Genomic DNA, 16935 nt, shown 5'->3' with positions numbered 1-16935 from the left:
CCACCCGTCCTAGTCCTGCTGACGGGGGAAGGCGGTCGAACGACCCCAGCCGGCGTCATTGGTGAGGTGCTCGAGGAGAGGCTGAATTCGATACGGAAGGGGATTGGTCAGAGCGATGGTCGTGGTCGAATGCGTGACGCCTGGAAGTGACACGATCTGCTCGGCCAACTTCTGCAGGGCCGCGTGCGTCGAGGTGGCGACGCGAACGAGCAAATCCTCGCGACCGGTCGTGGCGTGAATTTCGATCACCTCGGGCAACTCGGTCAGACTCCGAGCGACTGCACTGATCTTGCCCTGCTCGAGTTCCAGACCGACAAATGCCTGAATCGGGATACCGACCTCGGGGAGATTGAGATTCGGCCGAAACCCGGTGAGAAGTCCGTTGGATTCCATGCGCTTCATTCGCGACTGGACGGTGTTGCGGGCGACGCCCAACGAGTTGGCCAACTCGGCCACACTCATCCTCGAGTCCTTGCTGAGCAGACCGAGCAACTGGACGTCGAGCTTGTCGATGCTGAGCACTTTGTGAACCTCTCCTCAGTGATATGAGTCACTGGATGATCGAATTGACTAGTTCAAGAGATTTGCATTGACCAAATCGTAACTCAGGCAGAGCATTGGTTCCACGAATTGCTCAGCGGGATTCTCTTTGGGTTATTTGTCCCTAATAGTACCCAATGGCCAATTCGCCCCAATATTTCGACTGCGCCCCGTTTATCCTTCGGAAAGGTCTATCCCACAATGACTCTCACCGCCGAGCCCGTGAACTCCGTTGTTTCCCATGACGACACTGCGGGCGTGTTCGATCGCGCCGACTACCTGCGCGATTACCCCCACGAGCAGGTGAGCTTCTTCCAGGATCCCGCGAGCGGCCTCAAGGCCATCGTCGCCATCCACTCCACGACGCTCGGCCCCGCGCTCGGCGGAACGCGCTTCTACCCGTACTCCGACGAATCCGCCGCAGTCACAGACGTTTTGCGCCTCTCGCGCGGCATGACCTACAAGGCTGCGGTTGCCGGCGTCGACCTCGGCGGCGGCAAGGCTGTCATCATTGGCGACCCCGCAACGGCCAAGACCGACGAATTGCTCGGCGCCTACGCAAAATTCGTCCAGACCCTCGGCGGCCGCTACATCACCGCTGGTGACGTCGGAACCAACTCCAACGATCTCGACATCATCGGTCGTAACACCGACTTCGTCGTCGGCCGCAACGCTACGGTCGGCGGTTCCGGCGACAGCGCTCCGATGACGGCCCTCGGCGTATTCCAGTCGATGCGCGCCGCGGCGCAGTCGCATTGGGGCACTCCGTCGCTCGCAGGCAAGACTGTTGGTGTCGAAGGCACAGGCAAGGTCGGCTACGAGCTGATCAAGCTCCTCCTCGCAGACGGCGCGACCGTTCTCGCGACCGACGTCAACGCCGCAGCGCTCGACCGCGTCAAGGCTGACTTCCCGCAGGTGAGCATCGTCGACAGCATCATCGACGCCGATCTCGACGTTTACGCACCCTGCGCGATGGGCGCAACCCTCACCGACACGACCGCACGCTCGATCAAGGCCGAGGTTGTCTGCGGCGCTGCCAACAACCAGCTCACCGTGCCCGAGGTCGAGAACATTCTCCGCGACCGCGGCATCACCTGGACCCCCGATTACGTCGCCAACGGCGGCGGCCTCATCCAGGTTGCCGGCGAGCTGAAGGGCAACTCGGCCGAAGAAGTCAAGCTCAAGGTCGAGAAGATCTTCGACACGGTCACCGAGATCTTCGCGAAGTCGAAGAACAACGGAATCCTCGCCGGCGAGGCTGCTGACGCGGTCGCCGAGGCTCGGATCGCCGAGGCAGCTCGCGTCGCCAAGGGCTGACATCCCTCTCGCAGTCATGTAGCGCGGCCGGTCCCGACTAGTGTGGACACCAGACGAGCAGATTTTGCAGATCTGGACCACATCAGCCGGTAGACCGGCCGCTATGCGTCGGACGCCGGAAGGGCTTACATGACTGAACAATTCGCAGTGTGGACCGAGAACGACGTCGAGCAATCGGCCCGTTGGGGTTCGACGAGCAACGCCCCGGTGCCCAAGCGCATCGTCGTCGCCGACGACACGATGAAGGCCGACGACGCCTATCGCTTGGCATGCGAAGGCACGGCGTTGTTGTGGCGCGGAGATTTTCAGAACGCTCGCCAACTGTCGAAGGCCGTCGCGTCGCGCATCGACCGCAAGCCGCGCCGAGCGTCCGACGACCCAGCCAAAGCCTTCCATCTCCACCGGCAGACCCAAGGACGCCGCGCGCAGATCCTCGGCATGCTGCTCATTCCCTTGGATGCAGATCTGTCGATTCCACTCCGGCGAGCCCCGGACGCGCAAGTCGCGTTGACCGAAGCTTTCGGGATTACCGGTGAGCCTTCGGTTCGCTCGTTGCGTGACATCCTCGGCGCGATCGGCGCTCACGAGTGGCACCGCAAAGGTGTTTTCATCGAGGCTCTCGACGCACGAGTGCATCCCGCCTTCGGAGTGTTCTCACCCGTCCGCGGGGAGTATGTCGATCTTGTCGCGTCTGCGCCACTGCCGTCGACGGAATCGGCTTTCGACATCGGCACCGGCACCGGCGTTCTTGCTGCCGTACTGGCGCAGCGCGGTGTCAAGGCAGTGACGGCCACCGACCAGGACCCCCGGGCACTGCAATGCGCTCGTAGCAACCTCTCGCGGCTTGGCTACGGCGATCAGGTGACCGTGGTGGAAGCAGACCTCTTTCCCGAAGGCACCGCTCCGTTGGTGGTCTGCAATCCTCCCTGGATTCCGGCCAAGGCCACCTCGCCCATCGAATACGCCGTCTACGACCCCGCTGGAGCGATGCTGAAGGGCTTCCTGACTGGTGTCGCAGCGCATCTGGACGACGGGGGAGAAGCGTGGCTGATCCTCTCGGACATTGCCGAACACCTCGGTCTCCGAACGCGATCCGAACTACACGACCTGATTGCGGCCGGTGGACTCACTGTTGTCGATCGCATGGACGTCAAACCGACGCACGCAAAGGTCAGTGACCGAACCGATGCGCTTCACGCTGCCCGGGCACGAGAGACGACCTCGCTCTGGCGGCTTCGCCGTCGCTGAATTCATTCTCAGTCAGCGGTATTTCCTTGCCATGAAATGGTAATGAACGAGTAACAAATCGGGTCTAGCTTTCTTCGCAGTCGCACATCGTCACGCACTCCGGAGGAATCTCGATGGAATACACTCTTGCCCGCAACGCAGCCGAAGACCTGACGAAAGGTCTTGGCCGACGCGGATTCATGAGGGCAGTCGCTGCCCTCGGTGCGGGCGTAGGAGTTGCCGGTGTGGCTTCGGGATGCGCGCACTCGAACGCGTCACCGGCTGGATCGTCCTCCTCTGCACTACCGTTCGCCGATGGCATTCCGATTCTGCAACCGGGCAGCGGAAACGTCAGTGGCGATCACTATCTGAGTTCGGATCCGTCGGACGTCATGTGGGGTTATGTGCCCAACATCCACACCCGCGAGGTGATGCGGATGAAGTCGGGCCAGACCGTCACGATCGACGCCCTCTCGCACGAGGGAATTCTCGAGGATCAAGGGCGCAATCCTCTCGAATACTTCGGTAGCAAAGGCGTTTCCGATAAGGACGTGCTCGAGGATGCGATTGCCGTTGCGGCCGAATACAACCGAACCGAACGAAACTTCGACAAGGACGGACCGCACGTCGTCACCGGCCCGGTCTTCGTCGAAGGCGCCCAGCCTGGAGACGTACTCAAGATCGAGACTCTCGAAGCCATTCCCCGCGTGCCGTACGGCGTTGTGTCGAGCAGACACGGCAAGGGCGCTCTCGCCGTCACAGCAGACGGAACCGCTCCAGCGGGAATCACTCTGGACGAAGTCATGCCGCCGGTCGCCACAGACGGGCGCGCAACAAAGGACCCGTTGAAGTACGGCGGTGTTTCCACTTTCACGGCGATCGAAGACGGCAAGGGCGTGATGCCTTTCGGACAGTCGAAGGTGCGGTTTCCCCTGCGGCCCTTCATGGGAATGATGGGAGTTGCCTATTCCTCGGATGCCGACCCGACATCCCCGTCGTCGAACTCCATTCCTCCGACGCTGGGCGGCGGAAACATCGACATCAGGCATCTCGGTGTTGGATCAACCTTCTATTTGCCGGTCTTTGCCGAAGGCGCCCTGTTCTACGTCGGTGACCCCCACATGGCGATGGGAGACGGTGAGGCAGCGTTGACCGCGATGGAAGGATCGCTGCGCGGCACGTTCCGACTCAGCGTGTGTAAGAAGGATTCCGGTGACGCTCCATCGGTGGCTTTCGGATACCCGTTCGCCGAGACCGAGGAGGCCTGGATTCCGATCGGCCTGTCCGACCCCAACGGTTCGGTCGATGGGCAGAACAGTGACCTCAACGGCGCCATGCGGCGCGCGGTGGTCAACGCGCTCGACTTCCTCGAGCATGATCGCGGAATGGATCGAGCGACGGCCTACGCCTATCTTTCTGCCGCAGCCGATTTCACGGTCTCGCAGGTAGTCGATCGAACCGTGGGCGTCCACGGACAGATCGTCAAATCCCACTTCGAATAGCGGGAAAGGCGATCCGTGTTATCAGGACGGATCGTCGAAGAGGCTCTGTTGCAAGGGATCGGCAAACAAGCCCATCTGCTCAGGTTGCGGCTTTGCCGGCGTCTCGGTCCGAGAATTGGGCAGGACCACCAGTCGCAAAGCCCCGCGCAGACGGTCGACCATGAGTTCCCACCCGCCGACCTGATCCTCGTAGCCCGCCGCCTCTTCGGCGTCCCCGCGACTGTGGGCGTCCACAGCCTGACTACGCAGCTGAATCTGCCATTCGTTGCTGATGTGGAGGAGCTGAAGAATCAGATCGCGATCACGACCGCAGACATCGGCTACCGCGTCGAGATCCTCGGCCACATCCAGATCGAGGTGCAGCAGGGTCTCGAGTTCGGGAGGCAGGTCCTCGGCTGTCAGATCGGGCTGCAGCGAGGAGGAATCACCGCTCTTGTTCGCGAAGAAGAGGTCTCCGCCGACGCGTGCGGCGAACTCGTCGTCCACGGTACGCAGGAACGATGTCAGGGCGGCGCACGTATCGGTGAGTTGCTTGGGAACGAATGGTGAACCCGCCACCTCGAGGAACACCGACAGACGGTCGTCGATCAAGACGAACTTGATGCGCGACCACTTGCGGTTGAGATCGGCGATGACCTCGGCTGCACGGGTGCGGTTGCTGATGTCCTGAACGAGCGGCGAGAACAACTGCACGTCCATGGACTCGGAAAGTGGACCGACGAACATGACAGTCGAACCGACACGAATGGGTATGTCGCCGTCGCTGTCTCGCTCGGGAAGAGTGCCGAGCATGGGAAGCAAAGCGAGAGTGACCAACTCCTTGAGATGGTCGATGTCGTTGGGCATGTAGGCCGCGGTGGGGTCGAGGGTCGGAAGTTCTGTCGACTCGACGACCGACGGATCGAAATCCGGAGTCTGCTCGTTGCCGGTGAGATCGCTGGATAGAAAAGCCGGGTGCTGCACACCGAACACATCACGGAATGCAGCGACAGTCATCGCTGCGAGCTGATCGGCCCAGTTCTGTGCCTTGTCGACGCAGAAGGCGGGGGAGTTGTTCGGATCCTCGAGATTCTCGGAAGGCGGATTCCAGCCGAGTGCGATCAACTTTTGTTCGTCGGCATCTTCGAGTCGATAGCGTGGATGAAGGAAGTCGTTGGAAGGAACCTCGCAGCGGACTGTGTTCTTGTCCCACACGAGGAACTGAACGCATGGCGCTGCGCCGTCAGCTGGATCGAAGTCGCCGGTGGACGATTCCACGGCAAGCACGTCGCCGTCGACCATGATGGAAATGTGATCGCCGAGGCGACGTTGAAATTCTGCCCACGCCCGGTCGACACTGACATCGAGATCGAAGCCCATTGCGCTCATCAGCCACCTCCTTCCGCAAAAGCTCAGACCTATACGGTATCGCGAGGCTCCGACAATGCTGCTGTCCTTTTCCGGTCGACCGGATTGCAGCGGACCACGAACCGTGACGGCGAGGAAGGTAGTCGCAGGTAGATCGGTTATTCGAGAGCGGCGACTGAAGTGTGCCTGTAACCGCCGTCACGCCAGGCGGTGTGCGGGCGAAAGGGCGAGGGTTATCCGGCGAGAACGGGCGAGACCTCGACGACGGGCGGCGTGGACCCGGTCGTGACAACGGGGGTGGTGCTGGTCTTGGTGGTTGTGGCCGTCGCGGTCGGTGACGAGGTCGCGGTAGCCGACGCAGTTGTGGTGGATGAGACGGGTGTTGTCGTACTGGTGGCCGTCGTAGTCGAGGTGGCGGAGCTCGTGCTTGTCGCGGTCACCACAAGCGGCTGATTGCGAGGAGCGGTCGTCTCGTCGGCGATTCGCCAGGTCGGCGTCGGCGGGATGACAACCGTGGGGACTGCAACCGAGCTGTAGAACGCGGCCGGTTCGATCCCGGCGACGGACTCCACGGAAACCGACGAGACCAGAGTGGGAGGCTTCACCACAGGGCCGCCGGCACCGAATGCGCCGGCTGCTCCGCCGAAAACGAGGCCTGATGTCAGAGAAAGAGCGGCCACTGCGACAGCGCCGATCATGACTGTTCTGTCTTTCATGCACACCTGTCCTTCGGGAGCAGTACGGAAGTACTGTAGGCGAAAAGATGCCGCAATGGAGTATCAGGGTCTGCTGGGCGGGACGCGAATCTGTGTGGCGTAGAACACAAAAGGCCCTGGGTGTCGACGCGGACGTCGGCACCCAGGGCCAGGTCAAGCAGTGAATCAGGCGGGGATCGTCAGTACCTGACCGGCGTTGATGAGATCCGGGTTCGGGATGCCGTTTGCATCCGCGATGCGCTGGTACTGGTTGCCGTCACCGTAGAAACGCTCTGCGATCGCCCACAGGGTGTCGCCGCTTTCGACGGTGTAGCTCTGCGCTGCCGGAGCGGCGGGGGCAGGCTCGGGCTCGGGTGCCGGAGCGGGCTCCGGGGCAGCCTCGGCGGCCGGCGCTGCGATTGCAGTGTCCGACGACCACAGAGCATTTCCGCCGGCGGACAGAACGACGTTGCGATCGTCCTGAACCGAGAGGGAGGCACCGTCGTTGCCTGCGGTCTGCGATGCCCACACGGCGTCGGAGTCCTTGTAGATGACGAAGTTTCCGTCAGCCTGCACCTCGGCGCGGTTGGCGCCGGATCCGTTGGTGCCTGCGGCCCAAACAGCCTGTCCGCCCTCGGACAGAACCAGGTTGCCGTCGTCCTGCAAGGTGAGGGTGTATGCGCCGTTGTCGGACTTGAGTTCCTGGCCGACTCCGAGGCTCTGACCTGACTGCAGTGTGCTCACGCTGTCCCTTTCCAAATCTGTTGCGATGACTGTGCCTCCACGATTCCGCTTTACCGTCCAGTTACCTTCTGGCCGTTGGTCTCGTAGGCGACCGAGTGTACGTTACCGAAGAGTACAGAGAATTGTGCAGCGTTGACGGATTGCGTGTCGAGCGTTCGGATCTTGCTGATATTAAGGCGTTTTGGGCGAAAGCGCCGCGACATCCTACGCGAAGTTGCACCGTTGCGATGCACTTTCTCTTGAACGGCAGGTGAAATCGGCGCGCTCTCAGCGCATTGTCAGTAACCGCTAGGGGTGTAGCGACTTGCGCGTCTCGTCGTGGAGAACGGCAAGCAGTTCACGCTCGACGTCGGCGAACTCGGGCGAGGTGATCATGTCCAGTTCGCGTGGCCTCGGCAAGGGAACGTCGACGACGCACCTGACCGTTGCCGGCCTCGCCGACAGAACGACCACGCGATCGGACAGATAGATCGCTTCACGAATATCGTGGGTGATCATCAGCACGGTCCACCGGTACTGCTGCCACACGTCTTGCAGCCAGGCCTGCATCTCGGTGCGGGTCAACGAGTCCAGTGCGCCGAACGGCTCGTCGAGCAGCAGGACAGGTCTGCCCTGAACAACGGTGCGCAGCATCGCCGCTCGCTGGCGCATGCCGCCGGACAGCTGTGACGGCCGGGCGTCCTCGAATCCGGACAGTCCGAACGCCGGGAACAACTCGCGAGCGCGCTCGCGTGCTTCCTTCTTGCCGACTCCCTGCACTTCCAAACCGAGGGCCGTGTTGTCCAGTACCGAGCGCCAAGGGAACAGAAGATCTTTCTGCGGCATGTACGCGGTGTGCACCTCGGCGGCTGCTTCGGATTCCGTTGCGCGCGTGCCCACACGGACCGAACCCGCGGTCGGGGATTCGAGCCCGGCCAGGACGTTGAAGATCGTGCTCTTGCCGCAGCCGCTCGGCCCGATCACCGACACGAATTCGCCCGCGTCGGCGCCAAAGGACACCGAATCGAGCACGAGACGCGATTCTCCGGCCGTGTCGAACCTCTTGGTCAGGTCCTGGATTTCGACCATTGCATCCTCGACCATCGGGTCAGTCATGTCCGCGACCTTTCGTTCATCGCCCATGGTGCAACGATGCGCTCGATGGCGAACGTCAGCAAGTACAGCGTGACACTGATCAACGCGGTCACCAGTACGGCCGCCAACACCAGGTCGGTGCGGAAGGAGTTCTTCTGGGTGCTCATGTAGATACCCAAACCGGAAGTAGCGCCGACGTATTCGGAGAACACCGCACCCACGACCGCATACGTGATGCCGATGCGCAGGGCAGTGAAGAATCGCGGAATTGCCGAAGGAAGGCGAACGTATCGGAACTCCTGCCAGCGAGTGCTGCCCATACTGCGCAGGAGAGCGCCCGCTTCCCGATCGGCCGCGGCAAATCCCTCGATGAGTCCGATGGTCATGGGGAAGAACGTCGCAAGGGCGATCACCAACACCTTCGGCAACAGCCCGAAGCCGAACCAGATGATCATCAGCGGCGCGATGGCGATGATCGGCAGCGTCTGCGAGACGACGAAAAGTGGTACCAGCGCGCGTGACAACCACGGCGAAAAGTCCACGACCACAGCAAGAATCCAGGCCAACACCAATGAAACAGTGAAGCCGACCAACGTGACCTGCAATGTCGACCAGGCGTGGCCGGAGATGATCTCGCGGTTGTCCCACCCCTGGGACAGAACGCGCCCCGGAGACGGAAGTACTTGCGGCCGAATCCCACTGATCTCGACGTAGACCTGCCACGCCGCCACGAGGAGCACCACCACGGCGAGCGCGGGAAGCGCCCGCCGCATGGTCGAGACCAACCGTCCGCTCACGTCAGGACGCGTCGAGATACTCATTGGTGAAGTACTCCGACCAGTCCGGCTTCTGGGTCAACGGCTTCCCGTCGGGTCCGGCGAGCAATCCGTTCTCGAAGAGGAATCCCGAATAACCCGACCAGGTTTCGAGATTCTGGGCGCCCACAACGCCGTTGACGTCTTTCATGTAGTCGGCGGCGAGCATCCGCTGACTCTCACGCACGAGGTCTTCGTCGGTGAAAGCTCCGGGGTTCGCGTCGATGAGATCCTGCGCGGCCTGGTCCGGGTTGTCGGCAGCAGTCTGATATCCGCGTTGAACGGCTTTGACGAACTTGCGTGCCTCGTCGGGATGGTCCTTCAACCACTGCTGGTTGCCGTTGATCACGATCGAATACGCATCGGGGAAGCCGTAATCGGTGTACTGGAAGTACCGCATCGGAGTTCCGTTTCGCTCCGCTTCGAGGCCTTCCCAAGCAAAGTAGGAGACGGTGAAGTCTGCCTGGCCCGAGTACACGGCTTCGTACGCGGAAGTTCCGAGCGTGACCGTCGTGAAGTTCCCGGTCCCGCCGTCGTTGCGGATGATCTGCTGCAGCGTTTCGACTTCGCCGGGATCACCGAACCCGGCGTACGTCTTCCCGTCGAGATCACGTGGGCGCGTGATGTCCGCACGATCCGCCTTCACGCCGATGCCGGTGGCGCGGTGCTGAAGTGGCGCGATGACGGACGTCGTGGCGGCGCCGGCTGCACGGGCGAACGTGGCCTGACTCTGTGTGCTGATGCCGAACTCCGCATTGCCGGCATCGACCAGGGTGTCGGGCGAGGTGTTGTTGTACGGCAGGATCGAGACGTCCAGGCCGGCGTCCTCGAAGTAGCCCTCTTGGAGTGCTACGTACAAACCGGTGTGGTTCGTGTTCGGTGTCCAGTCGAGTGCGAACCGAATGGTCCCGTCGGAAGAGCCGGTGTCAGAGGCGCATCCGGTCAGAACTGTGAACGCGGCTGCGATCGCGGCAGACGTGGCAAGCGTGCGGCGCAGCGCCGCAAACGACATCACGACGCCGGCCAAGGCTGCTGGTGGAGTGCGGAATCCCAGAACATCAGCTCATAGCGGCTGGCGATGCGGAATGCTTCACTCATCGCCTCACGCTCTGTCTCGGTGGCAGCTTCGGCCGCAGCATCGACCAGCACGCGGGCCTGCGCCACCGACTCGTGGAATTCGGGTGCGTCGTAGGTCGTGACCCACTGTGCGTACGGATGCGACGGATCGGCGTCGAGTACCTCGCGCGCTGAAGCGGCAAGATCGCGGCCGACCTCGGCGTAGATCCAGAAGCAGGGGAGTACTGCCGCTGCGGAGACCGGGTAAGGCGCAGTTGCTGCAGTCGCCGTCAGATACGAGACGTATCCCAGGCAGGCCTGCGAATGCTCGAGCCTTCCCGATCCCGCTGGAAGAATTCCACCGGTGAGAAGTCCGTCGTGAAGCGCAGATTCCACTGTCGCTGCCGTGGACGCGGAATTCGACCAGAAGCCCGCGGACTGCGGATCCGGGGCATGGGCCGCGACCAGGGACAACGCTTTCGAATACCCCTCGAGATAAAGCTTGTCTTGCTCGATGTACGTGCGGAACGCGTCGAGAGGCAATGTTCCGTCGCCGAGGCGGCGGAGGAACTCCAGTGAGTCGATCGACTCGCGGAGGGCCTTCGTCTCGGCCCAGAGTCGATCTGTGAACCGATCCGTCGACGGCGCTGTGGCCACCGAGTTTTCGGCAGAATTGTATGCAGGCTGCGTAGTAGCCATGACATCCCTTCGTCAGCATTACCTGATCAGGTTCCCGGGTGTGTTCTCAGCCCCGCCCATGCGGAGCACCCCGTGTCAGAACTAGGCGACCTTAACACCGAGGGGTTGCGTACTCGGCGCACACCCGTCCGAGATTGGTAGGTTTGGTCTTGATTGCCACACGCGCGGGTCGGGAGGGGATTCAGACATGGAGACCGACGTTCGACCAAATCTCGGCGAGGACGGAACTCTGGTGATCCGGGCGCGAGGCGGAGAAGCCCGCGGGTATCCGGATGGCGGTGTATTCGCGTGGAAGGGCATGCCCTACGCAGCGGCGCCGGTGGGTGAGCGGAGGTTCCGAGCGCCACAACCCGCACAGCCGTGGGACGGGGTGCGCGACTGTCGTGAGTTCGGGCCGATCGCGCCGCAAGGCCAGAGTCCGGCGGTTCCGATCGATCGGGCCTTCAAAATCGACGAGGACTGCCTGTCGATCAACGTCTGGGCCCCGCGACCCGACGGCACGCCGCGACCGGTGATGGTGTGGATTCACGGCGGCGCCTACTGCCTCGGATCCGCCGCCCAAACGATCTACGACGGCCGTCATCTGGCTGAAACCGGCGACGTCGTTCTCGTCTCCTTCAACTATCGCGTCGGCGCACTCGGATTCCTGGACCTGTCTGCATTCTCCACCGCGGATACTGTTTTCGAATCGAACTGTGGTCTGCGAGACCAGATTGCGGCACTCGAATGGGTTCGAGACAACATCGACGCCTTCGGTGGTGACCCGAGTGCGGTGACCGTGTTCGGGGAGTCCTCCGGCGCAGGATCCATCACGACGCTCATGACCTGTCCGAGCGCCGAAGGTCTGTTCCATCGTGCGATTGCCCAGAGTCCGCCCGCGACCTCCGTCTACGGGGCCGAGCGCGCCAAGACCGTTGCAGAGCGGTTTCTCGAACTGCTCTCGATCGACCCCGAAGACGCAGGCGATCTGCTGACCACGGATCTGGAACTGCTCGTCAAGGCAAGCGATGATTTGGTCAACGAAATTCCGACCCGGATTCCGGGAACTTTGGCGATGGCACCCGTTGTCGATCGCGATCTGGTGCCGCACTACCCGGTTGCGGCTTTCCAGAAGGGTTACGCGCACCGAATCCCACTGATCATCGGTTCCAACAAGGACGAGGCGTCGATCTTCAAGTTCATGAAGTCTCCGCTGATGCCGGTGAGTGCGCAGTCCGTCGAGGCAATGCTCCAATTACTGGCCGACGATCACCCCGACATCTCCGCGACCAAACTTGCCGAGATCATGTCGGCTTACCCTGACCATGCGAAACCGAGTGGCGCGCTGGCACTGTCACGGGACGCTGCGTTTCGCATGCCGACCCTCTGGATCGCAGACGCGCACTGCAGGCATTCCCCTACATGGGTCTACCGCTTCGATCACGCGACGCCGATGCTCAAGGCGGCGCGGATCGGCGCGGGCCACGCGACCGAATTACCTTATGTATTCGGCAATTTCGGAACCCTGAACGTCGACCCCACGTTCTGGCTCGGCGGTCGGAAGGCCGCGATGGAGGTGGCCGGCCGTATCCAACGGCGATGGTTGGCCTTCGCCAGGCATGCAGTGCCGGCGGCCCTCGACGGCTCGAAGCACTGGGCGCCGTACGAGGAAGAGAAGCGGTCGACGCTGTTGATCGACTCCGCCGACACCCTCGTCAGCGACCCCGATCACGGATTGCGCGTCGCCTGGGGCAACGACGTGATGGGGTTCAACTGACGTCGGTCGAGTGCCGCGGACGATCCAGTTCGCGAAGCACCGGCAGAGAGGCACAGACTGCGGCGATCAGGATGATCGGAATCGACAGGGCCACAAAGGTCGACGCGATTCCGAGTTGATCGAGCAGCGGGCCGACCGCGAGGTAGCCGAGCGGGCCTGCGGCGTAGGCCGTCGACGTCATGACACCGACGACGCGTCCACGCATGTGCTCCGGGCTGTGCGTCTGCATGGCGTAGTTGGCGATCGGGCCGACTGGTCCGTAGACGAGGCCCTGCAGTCCGGCAAGTACGAGGATCACCCACAGTGGAGGTAGGAGCGCCATGGCCAGCATCGCTATGCCGAGAACGGCGACGGCAAAAATCATGATCAGCCGCCGGGACATGATCGGCGCCAGTGGGGCGTAGGCGAGAGAGCCGATGATGCCGCCGATCGCCAAGGCCATCAACACCGATCCGAGTTGGGCCGGTTGATCCAACTCTGTGAAGTACACCGGGAACACGACACTCTCCACAGGCATGTAGAGCGCGACGACTGCCATGTCGATCAGCGCCAGGGTGCGCAGCAGTTTGTTGTTCCAGACGAACCGAAGACCGTCGAGTGTGCCGTGCCAGATCGATTTCGGACGGTGTTCGTGTTCGGGCACTCCGGCGCCGGGAAGCCGGATGAAGGCGACCACGACTATCGAGAACACAAAACCTGCCGCCGTGACCCAGAGCGTGTTCACCGCTCCGATCGTTGCGATGAGGACACCGCCGATGCCAGGGCCGATCAGATACGCGACGTTGAAGTTGGCCTCGTACACACTGTTGGTTCGATCGAGCTTCCACTTGGCGGTCCGAGTCGCTGCAGGCAGCATGGACTCCCTCGCCGCCATTCCGGCGGGGTCGAACACGGCGCCGAGTGCGGCCAACGCCGCGATCACCGGGATCGTCAAGCCCGCGGTGGCCGCGATGATCGGAATCGCTGCAACGGACATCGCGGAGAGAGCGTCGGAAATCATCGACGTTCGACGGCGTCCGAACTTGTCGACGAATGTCCCCGAGAACAGGCTCGACACGAGTAGCGGAATGGCTGCTGCGCCGGCAACTATCGCCGCGTCGGTAGCCTTACCGGTTCGTTCGAGAACCAGCCAGGGGAGCACGACGATGGCGATACCGTTGCCGATCGCCGAGAACAGCGTCGCGAGATTGATCAGTGCGAGAGGGAGATAGCTGGGGATAGCTACGTCCGTGGACGCAGGTGGACGCCGATCTGCTGAGGCGACCACGTTCTTTCCTTCCCCGAGATGGTGCCGCCCAGGATTTCGACGACGGCACCATCGACGCTAGCAGCGGGGTCTGCAGGTTCGCGACTGGTTTTTCCCTGGCCGTTCTCGTTCGGTTATGCCTGGTAGACGGGGTTCTCCGCAACAAACTTCTCGACGTACGAGCACGTCGGAAGGATCTTCAATCCCTCGTTCCGGGTCTGATCGAGCGCTTCACGCACCACGATGGCGGCAAGCCCGCGCCCACGAAACTGCGGATAGGTCACCGTGTGGTGGAAATCACGGACGCCGGAATGGTCCGAGTACTCGGCGAAACCGGCGAGTTCGCCGTCGACTCGGATCTCGAAACGCGTTTCCGCGGGATTGTGCGCCACTGTCTCGGTCATCTTCGGGCTCCGTTTCGAAAGGGCGGCCGGTTGCGCCGCGCCGCGTCTACGTTCTCTGGAGCACGCTACCTGGCAGGCCGTCCGCAATATCGGTTGCCGACGTGGGATCCGTTACTTAGCGCAACTACAACTGGACGACCGTTCAAGGGACCTTCGTCGCCATGGAGAACGAACAAAACTGGTCTGTACGTGCCGATTTGCCCGTACTTTTGTGCCCACAACGGGTGATACATATGCATCACGATCGTAAACATCCCAATATGTGGGACTGGTCACAAAGTTTTTTGTCGTCTGTTCGGATGGATTAAGTGGAGGGCCTGAAACGGGCAAATTGCAGGTCAGCGGCGCGCTGGTTGCGTGTCGATGATGGGTGCGAGCGGGCGGAAACCCCAGGGGTATTGCGTTGGTCATCAGATCGTTTCTCGGACGTGATCCCAAAGACCCTCTCGGGGGGTTAGCGTTTGAATCGTCGGGGATAGAAGAAGCGTTACAACTTCGCCAAAAAAACTTTGGCGTCGCTGCTCAACGGTTCGATTTCGAGTCTTCGTCGGACAACTTCGAGGAAGGAACGCACATGATTTTCGGGCAGCGTGAGTCGAACAGTTACTTTGCCGCAATTTTTTCGTACGACTTCCTTGACGAAGGTCTGGGATACGAGACCATCGCACGGATTCACCGAGGCGAGATCTGCGAATGGATTCGTGATCTCGAGGCTTCCGGGTTGTTCTCGGCTGCGGAAGTTCATGCCGCTGAACTGGCATGGCGCGAAAATCCACGCCTGCTCCTCGACGCCCTTCTCGAGGACGCTGACGAGGTCTCTGTCAAGCGCTGGGAGATCGCGTGGACGAGGCTCGAGCGTCAGTCGCCGGCAGCCGGAACCGCGGTGGCAGAGCACGGCTGATCCGGTCGGGCCGAGTCGACTGCTCAGTCTGCGTCAAGATCAACCGTCTGCGTTACATCAACGGTCGACGAGTATCACCTCGTAATCGGTGAGCACGGTGAATTGCACGCCCGCCGTGGTCAGGGTCGCAACCGTCCGCGCAGTCACCTGTGGATCTTCGAGTAGCGAATCGCCGCCGTGCGGCACTATCGCGAAGTCGATCAGCGCGAGCCCGGACCAGATCGGGTCGATACCGCACGTTGGCATGACTTCAGCGGGGTCGTCCGACGCGTCCAGCCCGATCAGAGTCGGAGTCGCCAGGCACGCTCCGGCGCTGTATCCCGCATAGGCCACGACGCCTGAACGAACCAGTATCTCGATGACCCGGTCAGCGCCACTTCGAGCTAGCTGAGCTCGCAGGACGAACGTGTTTCCGCCGCGAACCCACAGGCAGTCGAAATCGCGGAGCCGGAGTTCCAGTGCTTCCGGTGCACCCAGGAAGTCTCGGACATCCACTTCCTCTGCGGTGAAGCCCGCTGCCCGTAGCAGAGTCAATTCGCTGGTGACTGCTGAACTGCGGGCATTGACGGGCCACGAATCTGCAGCCGCGGCGATGACTGCGATGCGAGCGCCGCGGCCTACGAGATCGACAAAGGCCTCGCGGTGGTCGCCGAATCGGTAGGACGAGAGAAACAGTTTCACTTCTCAGTACCTTCGCGACGTACCCACCCAGCCCTCAAATCGTGAACGCCAGATTGTCGACGACGCGTGTGCCCACCGTGGTGTCACCGCGAAGCGAGATGTCGGTTCGGTGATCCGACGCGTGGACACGGCCACCGGCAATTCGGGTGAAGAGCGGTGAGCTCATCGAGATGGTCGTGGTCGCCGGACCGTCCAACTCCGGGACGAGTGTTGCTCGCGCGTCGACCGAGACGTGAAGTGAACGGGCAAGTGGCCCTTCGAGTTCGAAAGTGATCCGTGCTCCCTCTGGCGCCTTTCCTCGTTTTCCGACGACGAATCCGAGCGCGCTGGTGATTTCGCCGAATGCAGTCTCCGCGCGCAATCCGCCTTCCTCACCCGGAATGCCAACTGCATCTCTGATGTCGAGTTCGTGCATCCAACAGTCGAAGGTCCGAATACGCATGAACCGGCCATAGGGCGCAAGACCGACCGGTGTTTGTGTCTCGGCGTCCCAGTCCGCGCTGGTCATCGAGCGCAGCGCTTCGGTTCGTTCGGCGGTGATCTCGCGATATCGGGTCAGCAGGTCCGAGTGCGGTGTCCGCCGCAGGCCTTCGACCCAGCGCTCGTTGAACGCCGCAATCTCGTTGTGGACGTGGGGCAATGCGTGCACGTCCAGATTGATCGACGGCGGATTGATGCCCGAGAGCAGTGATTCCGTACCGATCAGATGGGACACGATGTCGTGAACCGTCCACCCCGGAAGGTTCGACGGTGCCAACCACTGATCGCCGTCGAGTTCGGCCAGCAGTGCGTCGATGACTCTCCATTCCTCGGTCAATGCGTCGACTACTGAGTCCTGGGGCCAACCACTCATGTGGACATCTCCTGTTTCGGACGGTGCGGTTCTCCTCACTGTATGTCCCGGCGGATAAGTGAGCGGGCATTCCCATGC

At 62.0% G+C, this 16935-nt stretch carries 17 protein-coding genes and 1 riboswitch; of the genes, 5 read left to right on the top strand and 12 right to left on the bottom strand.

Going from position 1 to position 16935, the window contains the following annotated elements:
* Positions 1-9 precede the first annotated feature (9 nt).
* Positions 10-522 (bottom strand): Lrp/AsnC family transcriptional regulator, encoded by a 513-nt coding sequence (locus KTR60_RS19150; protein ID WP_003941343.1) that lies wholly within the window; start codon positions 520-522, stop codon positions 10-12.
* 219 nt (positions 523-741) lie between these two features.
* Between KTR60_RS19150 and KTR60_RS19145 the strand changes: the two genes are divergently transcribed.
* The 3 genes from KTR60_RS19145 (at position 742) to KTR60_RS19135 (ending at position 4586) form a co-directional block, all read left to right on the top strand.
* Positions 742-1857 (top strand): Glu/Leu/Phe/Val family dehydrogenase, encoded by a 1116-nt coding sequence (locus KTR60_RS19145; protein WP_228401154.1) that lies wholly within the window; start codon positions 742-744, stop codon positions 1855-1857.
* Between the two features lie 129 nt (positions 1858-1986).
* The gene (locus KTR60_RS19140) at positions 1987-3105 is read left to right on the top strand and encodes a methyltransferase (RefSeq protein WP_070159798.1); all 1119 of its coding nucleotides are present in this window, start codon (positions 1987-1989) and stop codon (positions 3103-3105) included.
* Between the two features lie 113 nt (positions 3106-3218).
* Positions 3219-4586 carry an acetamidase/formamidase family protein gene (locus tag KTR60_RS19135; RefSeq protein WP_228401153.1) on the top strand — a complete coding sequence of 456 codons (1368 nt, stop codon included), beginning with the start codon at positions 3219-3221 and terminating at the stop codon, positions 4584-4586.
* Positions 4587-4607: 21 nt separating this feature from the next.
* On the opposite strand, the gene KTR60_RS19130 is transcribed toward KTR60_RS19135, so the two are convergent.
* The 7 genes from KTR60_RS19130 to KTR60_RS19100 all read right to left on the bottom strand — a co-directional run bounded on the left by KTR60_RS19130 (position 4608) and on the right by KTR60_RS19100 (position 11016).
* Positions 4608-5954 (bottom strand): T3SS (YopN, CesT) and YbjN peptide-binding chaperone 1, encoded by a 1347-nt coding sequence (locus tag KTR60_RS19130; RefSeq protein WP_030536824.1) that lies wholly within the window; start codon positions 5952-5954, stop codon positions 4608-4610.
* A 212-nt stretch (positions 5955-6166) separates the two neighbouring features.
* A complete protein-coding gene (locus KTR60_RS19125; protein WP_003941346.1) occupies positions 6167-6649 on the bottom strand; it encodes a hypothetical protein in 483 nt (160 codons plus the stop codon).
* Between the two features lie 165 nt (positions 6650-6814).
* Complete coding sequence (locus KTR60_RS19120; RefSeq protein WP_003941373.1) at positions 6815-7372, bottom strand: LysM peptidoglycan-binding domain-containing protein; 558 nt, start codon at positions 7370-7372, stop codon at positions 6815-6817.
* A gap of 288 nt (positions 7373-7660) precedes the next feature.
* Positions 7661-8455, bottom strand: coding sequence for an ABC transporter ATP-binding protein (locus tag KTR60_RS19115; protein WP_228402292.1), 795 nt, complete (start codon positions 8453-8455; stop codon positions 7661-7663).
* An 8-nt stretch (positions 8456-8463) separates the two neighbouring features.
* A complete protein-coding gene (locus tag KTR60_RS19110) occupies positions 8464-9267 on the bottom strand; it encodes an ABC transporter permease (protein ID WP_208690461.1) in 804 nt (267 codons plus the stop codon).
* On the bottom strand, positions 9245-10273 hold the full coding sequence (locus tag KTR60_RS19105) for an ABC transporter substrate-binding protein (RefSeq protein ID WP_058037976.1): 1029 nt from the start codon (positions 10271-10273) through the stop codon (positions 9245-9247). Before KTR60_RS19105 ends, KTR60_RS19110 begins: the two co-directional genes overlap by 23 nt.
* Positions 10273-11016, bottom strand: a complete 744-nt coding sequence (locus tag KTR60_RS19100; RefSeq protein WP_007726090.1) for a TenA family protein — start codon at positions 11014-11016, stop codon at positions 10273-10275. Before KTR60_RS19100 ends, KTR60_RS19105 begins: the two co-directional genes overlap by 1 nt.
* Positions 11004-11099, bottom strand: a riboswitch (TPP riboswitch). It overlaps the preceding gene by 13 nt.
* A gap of 104 nt (positions 11100-11203) precedes the next feature.
* On the opposite strand from KTR60_RS19100, the gene KTR60_RS19095 reads away from it, so the two are divergent.
* Positions 11204-12772: a carboxylesterase/lipase family protein gene (locus tag KTR60_RS19095; RefSeq protein ID WP_007726092.1), complete on the top strand. Its 1569-nt coding sequence runs from the start codon at positions 11204-11206 to the stop codon at positions 12770-12772.
* Here the strand turns inward: KTR60_RS19095 and KTR60_RS19090 are convergent.
* A complete protein-coding gene (locus KTR60_RS19090; protein ID WP_172403525.1) occupies positions 12765-13991 on the bottom strand; it encodes an MFS transporter in 1227 nt (408 codons plus the stop codon). The two genes, KTR60_RS19095 and KTR60_RS19090, sit on opposite strands and share 8 nt — an antisense overlap.
* A gap of 161 nt (positions 13992-14152) precedes the next feature.
* Positions 14153-14422 (bottom strand): GNAT family N-acetyltransferase, encoded by a 270-nt coding sequence (locus KTR60_RS19085; RefSeq protein WP_007726096.1) that lies wholly within the window; start codon positions 14420-14422, stop codon positions 14153-14155.
* Between the two features lie 574 nt (positions 14423-14996).
* Here KTR60_RS19085 and KTR60_RS19080 point away from each other — a divergent pair.
* A complete protein-coding gene (locus KTR60_RS19080; protein ID WP_003941297.1) occupies positions 14997-15323 on the top strand; it encodes a hypothetical protein in 327 nt (108 codons plus the stop codon).
* 57 nt (positions 15324-15380) lie between these two features.
* Here the strand turns inward: KTR60_RS19080 and KTR60_RS19075 are convergent, their stop codons facing one another.
* Together KTR60_RS19075 and KTR60_RS19070 are read right to left on the bottom strand one after the other, a co-directional pair.
* Complete coding sequence (locus tag KTR60_RS19075; protein WP_228401152.1) at positions 15381-16004, bottom strand: Type 1 glutamine amidotransferase-like domain-containing protein; 624 nt, start codon at positions 16002-16004, stop codon at positions 15381-15383.
* A gap of 34 nt (positions 16005-16038) precedes the next feature.
* Positions 16039-16857: a maleylpyruvate isomerase family mycothiol-dependent enzyme gene (locus KTR60_RS19070; RefSeq protein ID WP_003941328.1), complete on the bottom strand. Its 819-nt coding sequence runs from the start codon at positions 16855-16857 to the stop codon at positions 16039-16041.
* Positions 16858-16935: the final 78 nt, after the last annotated feature.

This window comes from Rhodococcus sp. C1, assembly GCF_020809065.1.
GTDB lineage: Bacteria > Actinomycetota > Actinomycetes > Mycobacteriales > Mycobacteriaceae > Rhodococcus_F > Rhodococcus_F qingshengii.
The sequence above is the reverse complement of the archived record's forward strand: the minus strand, read 5'-3'. Positions and strand labels throughout refer to the sequence as shown.

Bases quoted from the DNA above. Each gene is read 5' to 3' on its own strand.
- KTR60_RS19135 (WP_228401153.1), top strand. From the start codon at position 3,219: ATGGAATACACTCTTGCCCGCAACGCAGCCGAAGACCTGACGAAAGGT.
- KTR60_RS19115 (WP_228402292.1), bottom strand. From the start codon at position 8,455: ATGGTCGAGGATGCAATGGTCGAAATCCAGGACCTGACCAAGAGGTTC.
- KTR60_RS19100 (WP_007726090.1), bottom strand. From the start codon at position 11,016: ATGGCTACTACGCAGCCTGCATACAATTCTGCCGAAAACTCGGTGGCC.
- KTR60_RS19095 (WP_007726092.1), top strand. From the start codon at position 11,204: ATGGAGACCGACGTTCGACCAAATCTCGGCGAGGACGGAACTCTGGTG.
- KTR60_RS19145 (WP_228401154.1), top strand. From the start codon at position 742: ATGACTCTCACCGCCGAGCCCGTGAACTCCGTTGTTTCCCATGACGAC.
- KTR60_RS19110 (WP_208690461.1), bottom strand. From the start codon at position 9,267: ATGAGTATCTCGACGCGTCCTGACGTGAGCGGACGGTTGGTCTCGACC.
- KTR60_RS19140 (WP_070159798.1), top strand. From the start codon at position 1,987: ATGACTGAACAATTCGCAGTGTGGACCGAGAACGACGTCGAGCAATCG.
- KTR60_RS19080 (WP_003941297.1), top strand. From the start codon at position 14,997: ATGATTTTCGGGCAGCGTGAGTCGAACAGTTACTTTGCCGCAATTTTT.
- KTR60_RS19070 (WP_003941328.1), bottom strand. From the start codon at position 16,857: ATGAGTGGTTGGCCCCAGGACTCAGTAGTCGACGCATTGACCGAGGAA.
- KTR60_RS19125 (WP_003941346.1), bottom strand. From the start codon at position 6,649: ATGAAAGACAGAACAGTCATGATCGGCGCTGTCGCAGTGGCCGCTCTT.
- KTR60_RS19130 (WP_030536824.1), bottom strand. From the start codon at position 5,954: ATGAGCGCAATGGGCTTCGATCTCGATGTCAGTGTCGACCGGGCGTGG.
- KTR60_RS19085 (WP_007726096.1), bottom strand. From the start codon at position 14,422: ATGACCGAGACAGTGGCGCACAATCCCGCGGAAACGCGTTTCGAGATC.
- KTR60_RS19105 (WP_058037976.1), bottom strand. From the start codon at position 10,273: ATGTCGTTTGCGGCGCTGCGCCGCACGCTTGCCACGTCTGCCGCGATC.